We start from the raw sequence: 15,306 nt of genomic DNA on the forward strand, positions 1-15,306 counted from the left end.
AGCTGGAGCAGGTCGACTATTGTTGCAGGACGATGATGCAAATTCCGAGACCTGACGAGGGGATGCTTTGATGGCTGCTATTACAAGAATGCGACGTTTCCTGGGTGTGGGCACCGCCATGGTACTGGCCATGAGCGCGGCACAGGCAATGGCCAAAGAAGTAAGCATTGGTTACGTGGATGGTTGGGCTGACAGCGTGGCGACCACCAACGTGGCCGCCGAAGTGATCAAGCAGAAACTCGGTTACGACGTGAAGTTGCAGGCCGTGGCCACCGGGATCATGTGGCAGGGCGTGGCAACCGGCAAGCTCGATGCCATGTTGTCGGCCTGGTTGCCGGTGACCCATGGCGAGTACTGGGCCAAGAACAAGGACAACGTGGTCGACTACGGCCCGAACTTCAAGGACGCCAAGATCGGCCTGATCGTCCCCGAGTACGTCAAGGCGGTGAGCATCGCCGACCTCAAGACCGACGACACCTTCAAGCAGAAGATCGTCGGCATCGACGCAGGCTCCGGCGTAATGCTCAAGACCGACCAGGCCATCAAGGACTACGACCTGAGCGGTTACAAGCTGCAGGCCAGCTCCGGCGCGGCGATGACTGCGGAACTGGGCCGTGCCTATGCCAAGCAGCAGTCCATTGCAGTGACTGGCTGGGTACCGCACTGGATGTTCGCCAAGTGGAAGCTGAAGTTCCTCGAAGACCCGAAAGGCGTGTATGGCGCCGCGGAAACCGTGAACAGCATCGGCAGCAAGGAACTGGCGACCAAGGCCCCGGAAGTGGCGGAGTTCCTGAAGAAGTTCAACTGGCAGTCGAAGGACGAGATTGGCGAAGTGATGCTGGCGATCCAGGAAGGCGCCAAGCCTGAAGCGGCGGCCAAGGACTGGGTGGCCAAGCACCCTGATCGTGTGAAGGAGTGGACTGGCAAGTAACAACCTGTCAGGACCAGTTTTGCTGCTTCGCGGGTAAACCCGCTCCCACAGGGATATCCACAGTCTTCAGGCTTGTGCACATCCCTTGTGGGAGCGGGTTTACCCGCGAAGAGGCCATCACTTTGTTACGCAACCGGTAAAACACCGTTGCATCTAAGACTAAGGTCGTCTGGTTGGCGTCCGATAGCCGCATAAAGTAAGGGTCGTGGGTTCCACCCCTATCTGTGCTGCTAGGACAAAAACAATGAACGACAGCATTTACCTCTCGATACAAAACAGCCCCCGCTTCAAGGAGCTGGTCACCAAACGCGAACGGTTCGCCTGGATTCTCTCGGCGATCATGCTCGGCCTGTACTGCGCCTTCATCCTCCTGATCGCCTACGGTCCTCAGATCCTGGGCACCAAGCTCAGCCCTGAGTCATCGATTACCTGGGGTATTCCCCTGGGCGTCGGCCTGATCGTCTCGGCATTCGTCCTGACCGCCATCTACGTACGCCGTGCCAACGGCGAATTCGATGAGCTGAACAAGGCCATCCTGAAGGAGGCGCAACAATGATTCGCCATGCCAAAGCCCTGGCCGTACTGGCCTGCGGAGCCTTCGCACCCGCCGTGTGGGCCGCCGATGCCCTGACCGGCGAGGTGCAGAAGCAACCGCTGAACGTTTCCGCGATCGCCATGTTCGTGGCTTTCGTCGCCTTCACCCTCGGCATTACCTACTGGGCCTCCAAGCGCAACAAGTCGGCGTCGGACTACTACGCCGCCGGTGGCAAGATCACCGGCTTCCAGAACGGCCTGGCGATTGCCGGTGACTACATGTCGGCTGCCTCGTTCCTGGGTATTTCCGCACTTGTGTTCACCTCTGGCTACGACGGCCTGATCTACTCGATCGGCTTCCTGGTCGGCTGGCCGATCATTCTCTTCCTGATCGCCGAACGCCTGCGCAACCTGGGCAAGTACACCTTCGCCGACGTGGCCTCGTACCGCCTCGGGCAGAAAGAAATCCGCACCCTGTCGGCCTCCGGCTCGCTGGTGGTAGTGGCCTTCTACCTGATCGCCCAGATGGTCGGTGCTGGCAAGCTGATCGAGCTGCTGTTCGGCCTGGACTACCATGTGGCGGTGATCCTGGTGGGTATCCTGATGTGCCTGTACGTACTGTTCGGCGGCATGCTGGCCACCACCTGGGTACAGATCATCAAGGCCGTGCTGTTGCTGTCCGGTGCCAGCTTCATGGCGCTGATGGTGATGAAGCACGTGGGCTTCGATTTCAACACCCTGTTCTCCGAAGCGATCAAGGTGCACGCCAAGGGCGAGGCGATCATGAGCCCGGGCGGCCTGGTCAAGGACCCGATCTCGGCGTTCTCGCTGGGCCTGGCACTGATGTTCGGTACTGCCGGCCTGCCGCACATCCTGATGCGCTTCTTCACCGTCAGTGACGCCAAGGAAGCGCGCAAGAGCGTGCTGTACGCCACCGGCTTCATTGGCTACTTCTACATCCTCACCTTCATCATCGGCTTTGGCGCCATCCTGCTGGTCAGCACCAACCCGGACTTCAAGGACGCCGCTGGCGCTCTGCTGGGCGGTAACAACATGGCCGCGGTGCACCTGGCCAACGCCGTGGGTGGCAGCGTGTTCCTCGGCTTCATCTCGGCGGTGGCCTTCGCCACCATCCTGGCGGTGGTTGCCGGCCTGACCCTGGCCGGTGCCTCGGCGGTGTCCCACGACCTGTACGCCAGTGTATGGCGCAAGGGCAAGGCCAACGACAAGGACGAGATCCGCGTGTCGAAGATCACCACCGTTGCCCTGGGCGTGCTGGCGATCGGCCTGGGCATCCTGTTCGAGAAGCAGAACATCGCCTTCATGGTCGGCCTGGCGTTCTCCATCGCGGCCAGCTGCAACTTCCCGGTACTGCTGCTCTCGATGTACTGGAAGAAGCTGACCACCCGCGGCGCCATGATCGGCGGCTGGCTGGGCCTGGTGAGTGCGGTGACGCTGATGATCCTCGGCCCGACCATCTGGGTACAGATCCTCGGACACGAGAAGCCGATCTACCCGTACGAGTACCCGGCGCTGTTCTCCATGGCTATTGCCTTCGTCAGCATCTGGTTCTTCTCGGTCACCGACAAGTCCAAGGCTGCTGAAGACGAACGTGCGCTGTTCTTCCCGCAGTTCGTGCGTTCGCAGACTGGCCTGGGGGCTTCGGGGGCTGTTTCGCACTGATCCTTCCGGCAATGAAAAAACCGCGCTTCGGCGCGGTTTTTTTGTTTTCGCCGCTAGATCATGCCTAGCAGCAACAACACCAACAGGACAACCAGCACCACGCCGATGATGCCGGACGGGCCGTAGCCCCAGCTGCGCGAGTGCGGGAAGACCGGTAAGCCACCAATCAGCAGAAGGATCAGGATGATGATGAGGATCGTGGTCATGACGGAGTCCTTGCGTGGTTGAAGGTCAAGGGCCTCGGACTGCTGGCCTCTTGCAAGTAGGGACTAGTGGGGGGTGTAAAAAATTCCATTTGAGTGGTTGCTTGGGCCGGCCTCTTCGCGAGTAAACCTGCTCCCACAGGATCATCACAGGCCTGTGGGTTGCGCTGTCCCTGTGGGAGCGGGTTTACCCGCGAAGAGGCCGGAACTGACCACACAATCATGCCCTTCCATTCACTACCCTGATGAACCCTGCCTGCCCCCGAGGCCTTGATTAGACTTGTTGCTCAACCCATCAGAACAAGGCCAGCCACCATGCAAAACCGCATCATGATCACCGGCGCCGGGTCCGGCCTCGGTCGCGAGATCGCCCTGCGCTGGGCGCGTGAGGGCTGGCGCCTGGCGCTGGCCGATGTCAACGAAGCCGGCCTGCGCGAAACCCTGGCGCTGGCCCGCGCGGCCGGCGGCGAGGGCTTCGTCCAGCGCTGTGACGTGCGCGACTACAGCCAGCTCACTGCCCTGGCCCAGGCCTGCACCGAGCAATTCGGCGGCATCGATGTGATCGTCAACAATGCCGGCGTCGCCTCGGGCGGGTTCTTCGCCGAACTTTCGCTGGAGGACTGGGACTGGCAGATCGCGGTCAACCTGATGGGCGTGGTCAAGGGCTGCAAAGCCTTCCTGCCGCTGCTGGAGCGCAGCAAGGGGCGGATCATCAATATCGCCTCGATGGCCGCGCTGATGCAGGGCCCGGGCATGAGCAACTACAACGTGGCCAAGGCCGGCGTGCTGGCCCTGTCGGAAAGCCTGCTGGTGGAGCTGCGCCAGCTGGAGGTGGCGGTGCACGTGGTGTGCCCGTCATTCTTCCAGACCAACCTGCTGGACTCGTTCCGCGGGCCGAACCCGGCGATGAAAGCGCAGGTTGGCAAGCTGCTGGAAGGCTCGCCGATCAATGCAGCGGAAATCGCCGACTACATCCACCAGCAGGTTGGCGCGGGTGAGTTCCTGATCCTGCCCCATGAGGCCGGGCGCCAGGCCTGGCAACTGAAGCGTCAGGCCCCCGAGCGGCTGTATGACGAGATGGCTGAAATGGCGGTGAAAATGCGGGCCAAGGCTCATTCGCGATGACACGTCTGTAAGGAAAATTACCTCAAGATGTAGGGTGCTTCTGATTCGCAGCAGAGCTATTGAGTAGCCGAATGCCATCAAGGCAGGCTCCGGTTTTCCCTTTCGTCTGGAGGATCGGAGCATGCTGGTAATAGGGCGCGAAGTAGGGGAGGTCATCGTGATTGGTGATGACATTCGGATCATGGTGGTAGAGACGCGGGAGGGGGTGGTGCGCTTTGGCGTGGATGCCCCGCGCCAGGTGCCGGTGCATCGGGCCGAGGTGTACAAGCGCATCAAGGAAGGGCAGCAGGGTAAAGCCCGCAGGGTTTGATGTTGCCTGTGCCCGCGAAGAGGCCGTACCTGCTAGTCGAGCAGCTCGCGGGGCACATCATGCCTGGCCAGCAACTGGCACTGCTGGCTCTCCGGGTCGAACAGGATGAACGCCTGCCCCTTGGCCAAGGCCTGGCGCACTCGCAGCACACGGGTTTCCAGCGGGGTGTCGTCGCCGTTGTCGGTGCCGTCGCGGGTGACGAAGTCCTCGATCAGGCGGGTCAGGGTTTCGGCTTGCAGTTGGTCGTAGGGGATCAGCATGGTGGGCGTTGCCTAGGGTGTTGGTGGGGACATGCTACGCGAAACATTCGGGATTTTGGGGCTGCAAAGCAGCCCCCTGGGCCCTCAAGGCTTGTTCCCGACCAGGCTATCCACCGCCGGCACCCGCGTATCGCTCTCCATCTGCGCATCATGCTCCAGCTGATGGCTGAAACGTTCCAACGATGCATTGGCCGGTTGCGAATCACTGGCAAACACCGGCGGGCTCAGCAGGTACGCTGACAGCAACCGGCTCAGCGCCGCCAGGCTGTCGATATGGGTTCGCTCATACCCATGGGTGGCATCGCAGCCAAATGCCACCAGCGCGGTACGTATATCGTGCCCCGCCGTCACCGCAGAATGGGCATCGCTGAAGTAGTAACGGAACACATCGCGCCGCACCGGCAGGTCGTGGTCGTTGGCCAGTTTCAGCAGGTGGCGGGACAGGTGGTAGTCGTAAGGCCCTGACGAGTCCTGCATGGCCACGCTCACCGCATGCTCGCTGGAGGCCTGCCCGGGCGCCACCGGGGCAATGTCAATGCCGAGGAACTCGCTGACATCCCAGGGCAGGGCGCCAGCCGCGCCAGAGCCGGTCTCCTCGGTGATGGTGAATAGCGGGTGGCAGTCGATCAGCGGTTGGCGGCCGCTTTCCACGACGGCTTTCAGCGCTGCCAGCAGCGCTGCAACACCGGCCTTGTCGTCCAGGTGGCGGGCGCTGATGTGGCCGCTTTCGGTGAATTCGGGCAGTGGGTCGAAGGCAACGAAATCACCGATGCTCACGCCTAGCGCCTCGCAGTCGGCACGGGTGGCGCAGTAGGCATCCAGGCGTACCTCCACGTTTTCCCAACTGATCGGCATCTGGTCGATGGCGGTATTGAAGGCGTGCCCGCTGGCCATCAGCGGCAGCACGCTGCCACGGTATATGCCAGTGTCGGTGAACACACTGACCCGGCTGCCTTCGGCAAAGCGGCTGGACCAGCAACCGACCGGTGCCAGGGCCAGGCGGCCATTGTCCTGCAACTGGCGCACGCTGGCGCCGATGGTGTCCAGGTGGGCGGATACGGCGCGATCGGGTGAGGTCTGCCGGCCCTTGAGGGTGGCGCGGATGGTGCCACGGCGGGTCAGCTCGAAAGGGATGCCCAGCTCGTCCAGGCGTTCGGCCACGTAGCGCACGATGGTGTCGGTGAAACCGGTGGGGCTGGGGATGGCAAGCATCTCCAGCAGCACGCGCTTGAGGTAGTCGAGATCGGGTTCGGGATGGCGGTCGGACATGGTTGGGGCTCCTTATATCCTGCGGCGGCCTCTTCGCGGGTAAACCCGCTCCCACAGGGACCCCACAGGGCCTGAGCGCAGCGCCGTACCTGTGGGAGCGGGTTTACCCGCGAAGAGGCCAGCAGCGGTTACGCCAGAGGCCGGCTATGCGGAAACAGCAGGTCGATAAAACGCTCGGCGGTAGGCTGCGGTTCATGGTTGGCCAAGCCGGCACGCTCGTTGGCCTCGATGATCACGTACTCCGGTTGCCCGGCATCACGCACCATGAGGTCCAGCCCCACCACTGGAATCTCCAGCGCCCGCGCAGCGCGTATGGCGGCGTCGGCCAGCACCGGGTGCAGGCGTTCGGTCACGTCCTCCAGGGTGCCGCCGGTATGCAGGTTGGCGGTGCGCCGCACGGCCAGGCGCTGGCTGGCGGGCAACACGTCGTCGTAGCCAAAGCCCGCTGCGCGCAGGGTGCGCTCGGTTTCGTCGTCCAGTGGAATGCGGCTTTCGCCAGCGGTTGCCGCCTGGCGTCGGCGGCTCTGGGCATCGATCAGCTGGCGGATGCTGTGCTTGCCATCACCCAGCACCTGCGCCGGGTGACGGATGGCGGCAGCGACCACTTCATAGCCGATCACCACGATGCGCAGGTCATGCCCGGCGTGGAAGCTTTCCAGCAACACGCGGCTGTCGAACTGGCGGGCATGCGCCACGGCGTGGGTGATGTCTTCGATGCAGGTCAGGTTCACCGCCACCCCCTGGCCTTGCTCGCCATCGACCGGCTTGACCACCACTGCGCCGTGCTCGTCGAGAAACGCCAGGTTGTCGTCGGCATTGCCGGCCATTTGCTGCGCCGGCACCTGCAACCCGGCGTTGTGCAGGGCATGCCGGGTCAGGCGCTTGTCCTGGCACAGGGTCATGGTCACGGCGCTGGTCAGGTCGCTGAGCGACTCACGGCAGCGAATGCGGCGCCCGCCCAGGCTGAGGGTGAACAGCCCGCCGGCGGCATCGTCCACTTGTACCTCGATGCCTCGACGCAGCGCTTCGTCGACGATGATGCGTGCGTACGGGTTGAGGTCGGCTTGTGGCCCAGGCCCCAGAAACAGCTGCTCGTTGATGCCGTTCTTGCGCTTGACCGCGAAGGTCGGCAGGTTGCGAAAACCCAGCTTCTGGTACAGGCGCTTGGCCTGGCGGTTGTCGTGCAGCACCGACAGGTCCAGGTAGGCCAGGCCGCGGCTCATGAAGTGCTCGATCAGGTGGCGCACCAGCACTTCACCCACGCCGGGGCGGGTGCAGTGCGGGTCTACTGCCAGGCACCACAGGCTGCTGCCGTGCTCGGGGTCGTCGAACGCCTTGGCGTGGTTCAGGCCCATGACGCTGCCGATCACTGCGCCGCTGTCTTCGTCCTCGGCCAGCCAGTACACCGGGCCGCCCAGGTGCAGTGGAGTGAGCAGCTCGGCGTCGACCGGTAGCATGCTGCGCGCCTGGTACAGGGTGTTGATCGCCTGCCAGTCGCCCGGGTTCTGCGCCCGGCGCACGCGGAAACCGCGGAACACGCGCTGCGCCGGGCGGTAGTCGGTGAACCACAGGCGCAGGGTGTCGGAGGGGTCGAGGAACAGTTGCTGCGGGGCCTGGGCCAGCAGCTGTTGTGGCGCGGCCACGTACAGGGCGATGTCGCGCTCGCCGGGGCGTTCTTCCAGCAGGTCGGCGGCCAGGTCGGCCGGGTTGGGGTAGGTGTGGCCGATCAGCAGCCGGCCCCAGCCGCAATGCACGGCGCGCGGCTGGTCGTGGGGCTGGCTGCCATCGCCGGCCAGGCGCGCCTGCAAGCGCTCGTAGGACGGCGCCTGGCCGCGCAGCAGGCGCTGACCGTAAGCAGTTTCGTGAGCTTTCATCGGTCAGATTCCTTGTTCGCTCAGCCACAGGTTCAGCGCCGCCAGCTGCCACAGCTTGGAGCCGCGCAGCGGCGTCAACTGGCCGTGTGGGTTGCTCAGCAGGCGGTCGAGCATGGTCGGGTTGAACAGCCCGCGGTCCTGGCTGGGGTCGGTCAGCAGCTCACGCACCCAGCCGAGGGTAGCGCCTTCCAGGTGCTTCAGGCCCGGCACCGGGAAGTAGCCCTTCTTGCGGTCGATCACCTCGTGCGGGATCACCCGCCGCGCCGCCTGCTTGAGCACCTGCTTGCCACCGTCAGGCAGCTTGAAACGTGCCGGAATGCGCGCCGAAAGCTCCACCAGGCGGTAGTCGAGGAATGGCGTGCGCGCCTCCAGGCCCCAGGCCATGGTCATGTTGTCGACCCGTTTGACCGGGTCGTCGACCAGCATCACCGTGCTGTCCAGGCGCAGCGCCTTGTCTACCGCATCGGGGGCACCAGGGCGGGCGAAGTGTTCACGGACGAAGTCGCCGGCCGCGTCGGTTTCCAGCAGCCAGGGTGCCTGCACCGTGTCTCGGTACTCGGCGTGGCTGCGATCGAAGAAGGCCTCGCGGTAGGCGGCAAAGGCATCCGCGGCGCCGTCCACCTGCGGGTACCAGTGGTAGCCGGCGAACAATTCGTCGGCGCCCTGGCCGCTCTGCACGCCCTTGCAGTGTCTGGCCACTTCCCGCGACAGCAGGTAGAAGGCGATGCAGTCATGGCTGACCATCGGCTCGCTCATGGCGCGGAAGGCGGCGGGCAGTTGTTCGATGATCTCGTGCTCGGCGATGCGCAGCTGATGGTGACGGGTGCCGTAGTGCCTGGCAATCAGGTCGGAATACTGGAATTCGTCGCCGCGTTCGCCGCCGGCATCCTCGAAACCGATGGAGAAGGTCGACAGGTCGTCCACGCCCACTTCGCGCAGCAGGCCGACCAGCAGGCTGGAGTCGACCCCGCCAGACAGCAGCACACCCACATCCACTGCTGCCCGTTGGCGGATGGCCACGGCGTCGCGGGTGGCGTCGAGTACGCGGGTGGTCCAGCCTTCCAGGTCCAGCTCACGTTCGTCGGGGTTGGCGCCGTAGTGCAGCTGCCACCAGGTCTGGCGTTCCACTTCGCCATGGTGGTCGATGCGTATCCAGGTGCCGGGTTCCAGCTTTTGCACGTTGGCCAGCAGGGTGCGTGGCGCCGGCACCACGGCGTGGAAATTCAGGTAGTGGTTGAGTGCCACCGGGTCGAGCATCGGGTCGATGTCACCCCCCTTGAGCAGCGCTGGGAGGGTCGAGGCGAAACGCAGGCGCTCGCCGTTGCGCGACAGGTACAGGGGTTTGACGCCCAGGCGGTCGCGGGCGAGGAACAGGCGCTGGTTGTCGCGCTCCCAGATGGCCAGGGCGAACATGCCATTGAGCTTGGGCAGCAAGGCCGCGCCCCAGGCGTGGTAGCCCTTGAGCAGCACCTCGGTGTCGCCATCGGACCAGAAGCTGTAGCCCAGGGCCTGCAGCTCCTGGCGCAGTTCGGGGAAGTTGTAGATGGCGCCGTTGAAGGCCAGCGAAAGGCCCAGGGTGTTGTCGACCATCGGCTGGGCAGAGCCGTCGGACAGGTCCATGATTTTCAGGCGCCGGTGGCCGAGGGCGATCGGGCCTTGGCTATGGAAGCCCCAGGCATCCGGGCCGCGGGGCGCCAGGTGGTGGGTGATGCGCTCTACCGCAGCCAGGTCGGCTGGGCGAGGGGCTTGATCGATGGGGGTGAAACGCAACTCTCCTGCTAATCCGCACATAGGTCCTTACCGGTTTTTCCGTTGGGGAGGGGGTGCCCCGGATTAGGGCACCTTAAGGAACTGACCCATGTGGTTTGTGAGAGTTTTAGATCGATCTGTTATATGAGGTTGGAGTGAAGGGGATGGCGTTGGATTTGTTGTGGCTTTGAGACCGAGCGCCGCCCGCGCGGCGCTTCGCGGGACAAGCCCGCTCCCACATTTGTTGCAACGTGGCCATGCCTGTGGGAGAGGCGTTGCCCGCTTTGGTGGAGAGTTTGAGACTGGCGAGGCGGCGGTAGCGTCAGCCGGGAAATCGCGTCAAGGCAACAAGGCTGACAACCATGACCTGACAGGTTCGGCACGTTGCAACAAATGTGGGAGCGGGCTTGTCCCGCGAAGCGCCGCGCGGGCGGCGCTCGGTCTCCAAGCCACAACAAATTCAACGGCATGCACCCGATGCAATCAATTCCCGCGGATCAATTTACGCAACCCAAACCGGTTGGGGTGGCACGCCTCCGCCACCGCCCGTGGCAACGGCAGCGGTTCCCCGCACACCCACGCCGCCACCAGTTCGCCGCTCAACGGCGCCGTGATCAACCCGCGTGACCCATGCCCACTGTTCACATACAACCCGCCCAGCCAGGGGCAGGCCACATCCGGCACCTGGCGCGCATCCCGGCCCAGCACTGCGTAGGCCTCGGCGAACGCCTGCGCATCCGCCACCGGCCCGACGATCGGCAGGTAATCCGGGCTGGTGCAACGGAACGCCGCACGCCCCTGCAATTGCCCGGGGTCCAGTTCGGTGGTGCCCAGGCGCCGGGCCAGGTCGACAGAGATCTCGTCCAGCAATGCCAGGTTGCCCTGGTGCTCGGCCGCCGTCGGCGCCAGGTCTGTGCTGTGGAAGTCGAAGCTCGCGCCCAGGGTATGTTCATCCCCGCGCGGCGGTGCCACATAGCCTTCCGCGCACACCACGGTTCGCAGCGCGCGGCTTTCGGCGGTTGCCGGCAGGCGGGTGATCTGCCCGCGGATGCGCTTGAGTGGCAACTGCGCGCACGGCTCGAAGCGCTGTACGTCGGCGGCACCGGCCAGGACCACCACCGGCGCGCTGGCCAGCAGGCGTTCGCCAGCCCAGGCTTGCCACTGCCCGTCGACCTTGCGCAGGTCGAGCACCTCCTGGTGCGTCAGCAGGCGAATACCCGGGTGCTGCAACTGCTGCTCGCACAGCGCCGGCGGGTGCACCCAGCCACCTTCGGGATAGAACAGGCCACCCGCCGGCAAGGCCACCCCGGCGATGGCTTCAGCCTCTGCACGTTCCAGTGGCTGCAGCAGGTCATGTTCGAAGGCTGCGGCCAGTTTGCCCTGGCGTTCGGCTTCCTTGCTGTCGAAGGCCAGTTGCAGCACGCCACAGGCATCCCAGTCGCGGCCACGTTGCAGGCGCTGCAGCTGGCGCCGGGTGTAGCCGAAACCGGCCAGGATCATCTGCGACAGCGCCGTGCCATGGGCGGACAGCTTGAGGTACAGCACCCCTTGCGGGTTACCCGAAGCTTCCTGTGCCGGGGTATCGTGGCGTTCCAGCACGGTAACCTGCCAGCCACGCCGGGCCAGGCTGGCGGCGGTTGTGCTGCCGGCGAGCCCGGCGCCTATGACCAGTGCTTCACGGGGCCCTGCTGCGGCAGCCGGGCGTGCGTACCACGGTGCGCCGGGGCTGGGCACAGGGCCGACGTAGGCGCCGCTCATCACTTCCCATTTCTTGCCGATGCCCGGCACCTTCTTCATGGCGAAGCCGGCGTCGACCAGGCTGCGGCGTACCCAGCCGGTAGTGGTGAAGGTGCCTAGCACCGTGCCCGGGTGTGACAGCCGTGCCAGCTGCGCGAACAGCTCCGGGGTCCACATGTCGGGGTTCTTGGCCGGGGCGAAGCCGTCGAGGAACCACACATCGATCTGCGCATCGAGTTGCGGCAGCTGTTCCAGCACATCACCGATCAGCAGGGTGAGGGTGACCCGGCCGTTGTCGAAGGTGAACTGCTGGAAGCCCGGGTGCACTGCCACGTACTGCTCCAGCAGGGGCTGGCTGTAGGCCGCCAGTTCCGGCCACAGGCGTATGGCGCGGGCCATGTCGTCGCGACCGAGGGGGTACTTTTCGACGCTGACGAAATGCAGGCGGGTCTCGGCGTGGGCGTGTTGCTCGAACAGTTGCCAGGCACAGTAGAAGTTCATGCCGGTGCCGAAACCGGTTTCGCCGATCACCAGGCAGGTGTGCGGGGCGAGGTTGGCAAAGCGCTCGGCCAGGCGGGTTTGCCCAAGAAACACGTGCCTGGTTTCTTCGATGCCTTCGTTGACCGCGAAATAGACGTCGTCGTATTGCCGCGAATGGGGGCGGCCCTGGTCGTCCCAGTCGATCTGGGCGTGCTGGAGGAGGGTGGACATGGTTGGCTCGGTTGCAGCGGATGGGCGGATTTTATGCCATCCGGGACGTTTGCGCAGGCTGTGCCGGCCTCTTCGCGGGCACGCCCGCTCCCACAGGTACTGCACAAGCCTTCAAATCCGCTAGTCTTGCTTATCCATTGAAGGAGCCAGTGCATGTTCGAATCCGCTGAAATCGGCCACAGCATCGACAAGGAGGCTTACGACGCCGAGGTACCCGCTTTACGCGAGTCCCTGCTCGAAGCCCAGTACGAACTCAAGCAGCAGGCGCGCTTCCCGGTGATCGTGCTGATCAACGGTATCGAAGGCGCCGGCAAGGGCGAGACGGTCAAGCTGCTCAACGAGTGGATGGACCCGCGCATGATCGATGTGCTCACCTTCGACCAGCAGACCGACGAAGAGCTGGCCCGCCCACCGGCTTGGCGCTACTGGCGGGCGCTGCCACCAAAGGGGCGGATGGGTGTGTTCTTCGGCAACTGGTACAGCCAGATGCTGCAGGGGCGGGTACACGGGGTGTTCAAGGATGCCGTGCTCGACCAGGCCATCACCGGCGCCGAACGGCTGGAGGAGATGCTGTGCGACGAAGGTGCGCTGATCATCAAGTTCTGGTTCCACCTGTCCAAGAAGCAGATGAAGGCAAGGCTGAAGTCGCTCAAGGACGACCCGCTGCACAGCTGGAAGATCAGCCCGCTGGACTGGCAGCAGTCGGAAACCTACGACCGTTTCGTGCGCTTTGGTGAACGCGTGCTGCGCCGCACCAGCCGCGACTATGCGCCTTGGCATATCATCGAGGGCGTCGACCCGAACTACCGCAGCCTGGCGGTAGGGCGCATCCTGCTGGAAAGCCTGCAGGCGGCACTGGCCAACAACCCCAAAGGCAAGCATCAGGGCAACGTCGCCCCGCTGGGCCGCAGTATCGACCAGCGCAGCCTGCTCGGTGCGCTGGACATGACCCTGCGCCTGGACAAGGCCGACTATCAGGAGCAACTGGTCACCGAGCAGGCCCGCCTGGCTGGCCTGCTGCGCCACAAGCACATGCGCCGACATGCCCTGGTGGCGGTGTTCGAAGGCAACGATGCTGCCGGCAAGGGCGGTGCCATCCGCCGCGTGGCCGCCGCGCTGGACCCGCGCCAGTACCGCATCGTGCCGATTGCCGCGCCCACTGAAGAAGAGCGCGCGCAGCCATACCTGTGGCGGTTCTGGCGGCACATTCCGGCGCGCGGCAAGTTCACCATCTTCGACCGCTCCTGGTATGGCCGGGTGCTGGTGGAGCGGGTGGAAGGCTTCTGCAGCCCGGCTGACTGGATGCGCGCCTACAGCGAGATCAACGATTTCGAAGAACAGTTGGTGAATGCCGGCACGGTGGTGGTCAAGTTCTGGCTGGCGATCGACCAGCAGACCCAGCTGGAGCGCTTCGAAGAACGCGAACAGATCCCGTTCAAGCGCTACAAGATCACCGAGGATGACTGGCGCAACCGCGACAAGTGGGACGACTATGTCCAGGCGGTGGGGGACATGGTCGACCGCACCAGCACCGAGATCGCACCGTGGACGCTGGTGGAGGCCAACGACAAGCGCTGGGCGCGGGTGAAGGTACTGCGTACCATCAACCAGGCGCTTGAGGCGGCGTTTGCCAGGGACAAGAAATAATCGAAGTTCCTGTTTGCATGTGCCGGCCTCTTCGCGGGTGAACCCGCTCCCACAGGGATCACACAAAATTCGACTCTGTGATATTCCTGTGGGAGCGGGTTTACCCGCGAAGAGGCCAGAACAGGCAGCACACCTGCCAAGCCATGCCGTAGAAGAATGACCTGATGAATTCTTTTCCCGGCACCCGCCACCGTCCCCGCCCTCCAAGCCCGTAGAATTCAATCACCCCCACCACGGGCTTGAACGAGGACTTTATGCATACCACTACCGGCCGCTGGGGCTATGGCCTGTTCCTGGCACTTCTGACTGCGCTGCTGTGGGGCATCCTGCCGATCAAGCTCAAGCAGGTGCTGCAAGTGGTCGACCCGGTCACCGTCACCTGGTACCGCCTGCTGGTCTCCGGCGGCCTGCTGTTCGCCTGGCTGGCTGCCAAGCGCAGGTTGCCTTCCCTCAGCAAACTGACGCCCAAGGGCAAAGGCCTGGTGCTAGTGGCCGTGCTCGGCCTGATGGGCAACTACGTGCTGTACCTGATCGGCCTCAACCTGCTCAGCCCGGGCACCGCGCAACTGGTCGTGCAGATCGGCCCGGTGCTGTTGCTGGTGGCCAGCGTGTTCGTGTTCCGCGAGCGTTTCAGCCTGGGGCAGGGGGTGGGCCTGCTGATCCTGCTGGCGGGGTTTGGCCTGTTTTTCAACCAGCGCCTGGAAGAGCTGCTGACCTCGCTCGGCGCCTATACCACCGGGGTGCTGACCATCCTGCTGGCCACCAGCATCTGGGTGTTCTATGCGCTTAGCCAGAAGCAACTGCTGACTGTGTGGCATTCGCAGCAGGTAATGATGGTGATCTACCTCGGCTGCGCCGCGCTGCTGACGCCCTGGGTCCACCCGTTGGAGGCCTTGCAGCTGACCCCGGTGCAAGGCTGGCTGTTGCTGGCCTGTTGCCTGAATACCCTGGTGGCCTATGGCGCGTTTGCCGAGGCGCTGGCGCACTGGGAGGCGTCGCGGGTGAGTGCCACGCTGGCGTTGACCCCGCTGGTGACCTTTGTCGCGGTGGCGCTGGCGGCGTTGGTGTGGCCTGAGTATGTGCATGCCGAGGCCATCAATGCCTTGGGTTATGTGGGGGCGGTGACCGTGGTGCTGGGCTCGGCGCTGGTGGCACTGGGGCCGTCGCTGGTGGCCGGGTGGCGGGCGCGCAGGGCGCGGTTGGCCCAGGCTCATTGATCGCCTGTGCCGGCCTCTTCGCGGGTGAACCCGCTCCCACAGGGATCCCACAATAT

At 64.4% G+C, this 15,306-nt stretch carries 13 protein-coding genes; 7 read left to right on the forward strand and 6 right to left on the reverse strand.

Annotation, left to right across the window (positions count from 1 at the left end):
- Window positions 1-70 precede the first annotated feature (70 nt).
- From MKK04_RS06460 to MKK04_RS06470, 3 genes are all read left to right on the forward strand, one after another.
- Window positions 71-931, forward strand: coding sequence for a glycine betaine ABC transporter substrate-binding protein (locus MKK04_RS06460; protein WP_233687907.1), 861 nt, complete (start codon window positions 71-73; stop codon window positions 929-931).
- 244 nt (window positions 932-1,175) lie between these two features.
- Entirely contained in the window at window positions 1,176-1,487 is a 312-nt protein-coding gene (locus tag MKK04_RS06465; RefSeq protein WP_003260090.1) for a DUF485 domain-containing protein, read from the forward strand.
- On the forward strand, window positions 1,484-3,148 hold the full coding sequence (locus tag MKK04_RS06470; protein WP_063911601.1) for a cation acetate symporter: 1,665 nt from the start codon (window positions 1,484-1,486) through the stop codon (window positions 3,146-3,148). The genes MKK04_RS06465 and MKK04_RS06470 overlap by 4 nt, the downstream gene beginning before the upstream one ends.
- A 53-nt stretch (window positions 3,149-3,201) precedes the next feature.
- Here MKK04_RS06470 and MKK04_RS06475 read toward each other — a convergent pair whose 3' ends face one another.
- Window positions 3,202-3,354: a DUF3309 family protein gene (locus tag MKK04_RS06475; RefSeq protein WP_013971433.1), complete on the reverse strand. Its 153-nt coding sequence runs from the start codon at window positions 3,352-3,354 to the stop codon at window positions 3,202-3,204.
- A 312-nt stretch (window positions 3,355-3,666) separates the two neighbouring features.
- On the opposite strand from MKK04_RS06475, the gene MKK04_RS06480 reads away from it, so the two are divergent.
- Together MKK04_RS06480 and csrA are read left to right on the forward strand one after the other, a co-directional pair.
- Window positions 3,667-4,476: an SDR family oxidoreductase gene (locus MKK04_RS06480; RefSeq protein WP_207829152.1), complete on the forward strand. Its 810-nt coding sequence runs from the start codon at window positions 3,667-3,669 to the stop codon at window positions 4,474-4,476.
- 121 nt (window positions 4,477-4,597) lie between these two features.
- Window positions 4,598-4,786, forward strand: coding sequence for a carbon storage regulator CsrA (csrA, locus tag MKK04_RS06485; protein WP_063911603.1), 189 nt, complete (start codon window positions 4,598-4,600; stop codon window positions 4,784-4,786).
- 32 nt (window positions 4,787-4,818) lie between these two features.
- On the opposite strand, the gene MKK04_RS06490 is transcribed toward csrA, so the two are convergent.
- The 5 genes from MKK04_RS06490 to mnmC form a co-directional block, all read right to left on the reverse strand.
- Window positions 4,819-5,046 carry a YheU family protein gene (locus tag MKK04_RS06490; protein WP_051099660.1) on the reverse strand — a complete coding sequence of 76 codons (228 nt, stop codon included), beginning with the start codon at window positions 5,044-5,046 and terminating at the stop codon, window positions 4,819-4,821.
- Between the two features lie 84 nt (window positions 5,047-5,130).
- Complete coding sequence (locus MKK04_RS06495) at window positions 5,131-6,315, reverse strand: osmoprotectant NAGGN system M42 family peptidase (RefSeq protein WP_241106357.1); 1,185 nt, start codon at window positions 6,313-6,315, stop codon at window positions 5,131-5,133.
- Between the two features lie 128 nt (window positions 6,316-6,443).
- Window positions 6,444-8,189 (reverse strand): N-acetylglutaminylglutamine synthetase, encoded by a 1,746-nt coding sequence (ngg, locus tag MKK04_RS06500; protein ID WP_241106358.1) that lies wholly within the window; start codon window positions 8,187-8,189, stop codon window positions 6,444-6,446.
- Between the two features lie 3 nt (window positions 8,190-8,192).
- Window positions 8,193-9,980 (reverse strand): N-acetylglutaminylglutamine amidotransferase, encoded by a 1,788-nt coding sequence (locus MKK04_RS06505; RefSeq protein ID WP_241106359.1) that lies wholly within the window; start codon window positions 9,978-9,980, stop codon window positions 8,193-8,195.
- A gap of 441 nt (window positions 9,981-10,421) precedes the next feature.
- Complete coding sequence (gene mnmC, locus MKK04_RS06510; protein WP_241106360.1) at window positions 10,422-12,386, reverse strand: bifunctional tRNA (5-methylaminomethyl-2-thiouridine)(34)-methyltransferase MnmD/FAD-dependent 5-carboxymethylaminomethyl-2-thiouridine(34) oxidoreductase MnmC; 1,965 nt, start codon at window positions 12,384-12,386, stop codon at window positions 10,422-10,424.
- A 153-nt stretch (window positions 12,387-12,539) separates the two neighbouring features.
- On the opposite strand from mnmC, the gene pap reads away from it, so the two are divergent.
- Together pap and MKK04_RS06520 are read left to right on the forward strand one after the other, a co-directional pair.
- Window positions 12,540-14,033, forward strand: coding sequence for a polyphosphate:AMP phosphotransferase (gene pap / locus MKK04_RS06515; RefSeq protein ID WP_207829110.1), 1,494 nt, complete (start codon window positions 12,540-12,542; stop codon window positions 14,031-14,033).
- Between the two features lie 254 nt (window positions 14,034-14,287).
- Window positions 14,288-15,250, forward strand: a complete 963-nt coding sequence (locus MKK04_RS06520) for a DMT family transporter (protein ID WP_207829108.1) — start codon at window positions 14,288-14,290, stop codon at window positions 15,248-15,250.
- The last annotated feature ends 56 nt before the right edge of the window (window positions 15,251-15,306 follow it).

It is taken from the genome of Pseudomonas sp. LS.1a, assembly GCF_022533585.1.
In the GTDB taxonomy this organism is placed as follows: domain Bacteria; phylum Pseudomonadota; class Gammaproteobacteria; order Pseudomonadales; family Pseudomonadaceae; genus Aquipseudomonas.

Coding starts and splice junctions, on each gene's coding strand:
- MKK04_RS06460 (WP_233687907.1), top strand. CDS start 71: ATGGCTGCTATTACAAGAATGCGACGTTTCCTGGGTGTGGGCACCGCC.
- MKK04_RS06465 (WP_003260090.1), top strand. CDS start 1,176: ATGAACGACAGCATTTACCTCTCGATACAAAACAGCCCCCGCTTCAAG.
- MKK04_RS06470 (WP_063911601.1), top strand. CDS start 1,484: ATGATTCGCCATGCCAAAGCCCTGGCCGTACTGGCCTGCGGAGCCTTC.
- MKK04_RS06475 (WP_013971433.1), bottom strand. CDS start 3,354: ATGACCACGATCCTCATCATCATCCTGATCCTTCTGCTGATTGGTGGC.
- MKK04_RS06480 (WP_207829152.1), top strand. CDS start 3,667: ATGCAAAACCGCATCATGATCACCGGCGCCGGGTCCGGCCTCGGTCGC.
- csrA (WP_063911603.1), top strand. CDS start 4,598: ATGCTGGTAATAGGGCGCGAAGTAGGGGAGGTCATCGTGATTGGTGAT.
- MKK04_RS06490 (WP_051099660.1), bottom strand. CDS start 5,046: ATGCTGATCCCCTACGACCAACTGCAAGCCGAAACCCTGACCCGCCTG.
- MKK04_RS06495 (WP_241106357.1), bottom strand. CDS start 6,315: ATGTCCGACCGCCATCCCGAACCCGATCTCGACTACCTCAAGCGCGTG.
- ngg (WP_241106358.1), bottom strand. CDS start 8,189: ATGAAAGCTCACGAAACTGCTTACGGTCAGCGCCTGCTGCGCGGCCAG.
- MKK04_RS06505 (WP_241106359.1), bottom strand. CDS start 9,980: ATGTGCGGATTAGCAGGAGAGTTGCGTTTCACCCCCATCGATCAAGCC.
- mnmC (WP_241106360.1), bottom strand. CDS start 12,386: ATGTCCACCCTCCTCCAGCACGCCCAGATCGACTGGGACGACCAGGGC.
- pap (WP_207829110.1), top strand. CDS start 12,540: ATGTTCGAATCCGCTGAAATCGGCCACAGCATCGACAAGGAGGCTTAC.
- MKK04_RS06520 (WP_207829108.1), top strand. CDS start 14,288: ATGCATACCACTACCGGCCGCTGGGGCTATGGCCTGTTCCTGGCACTT.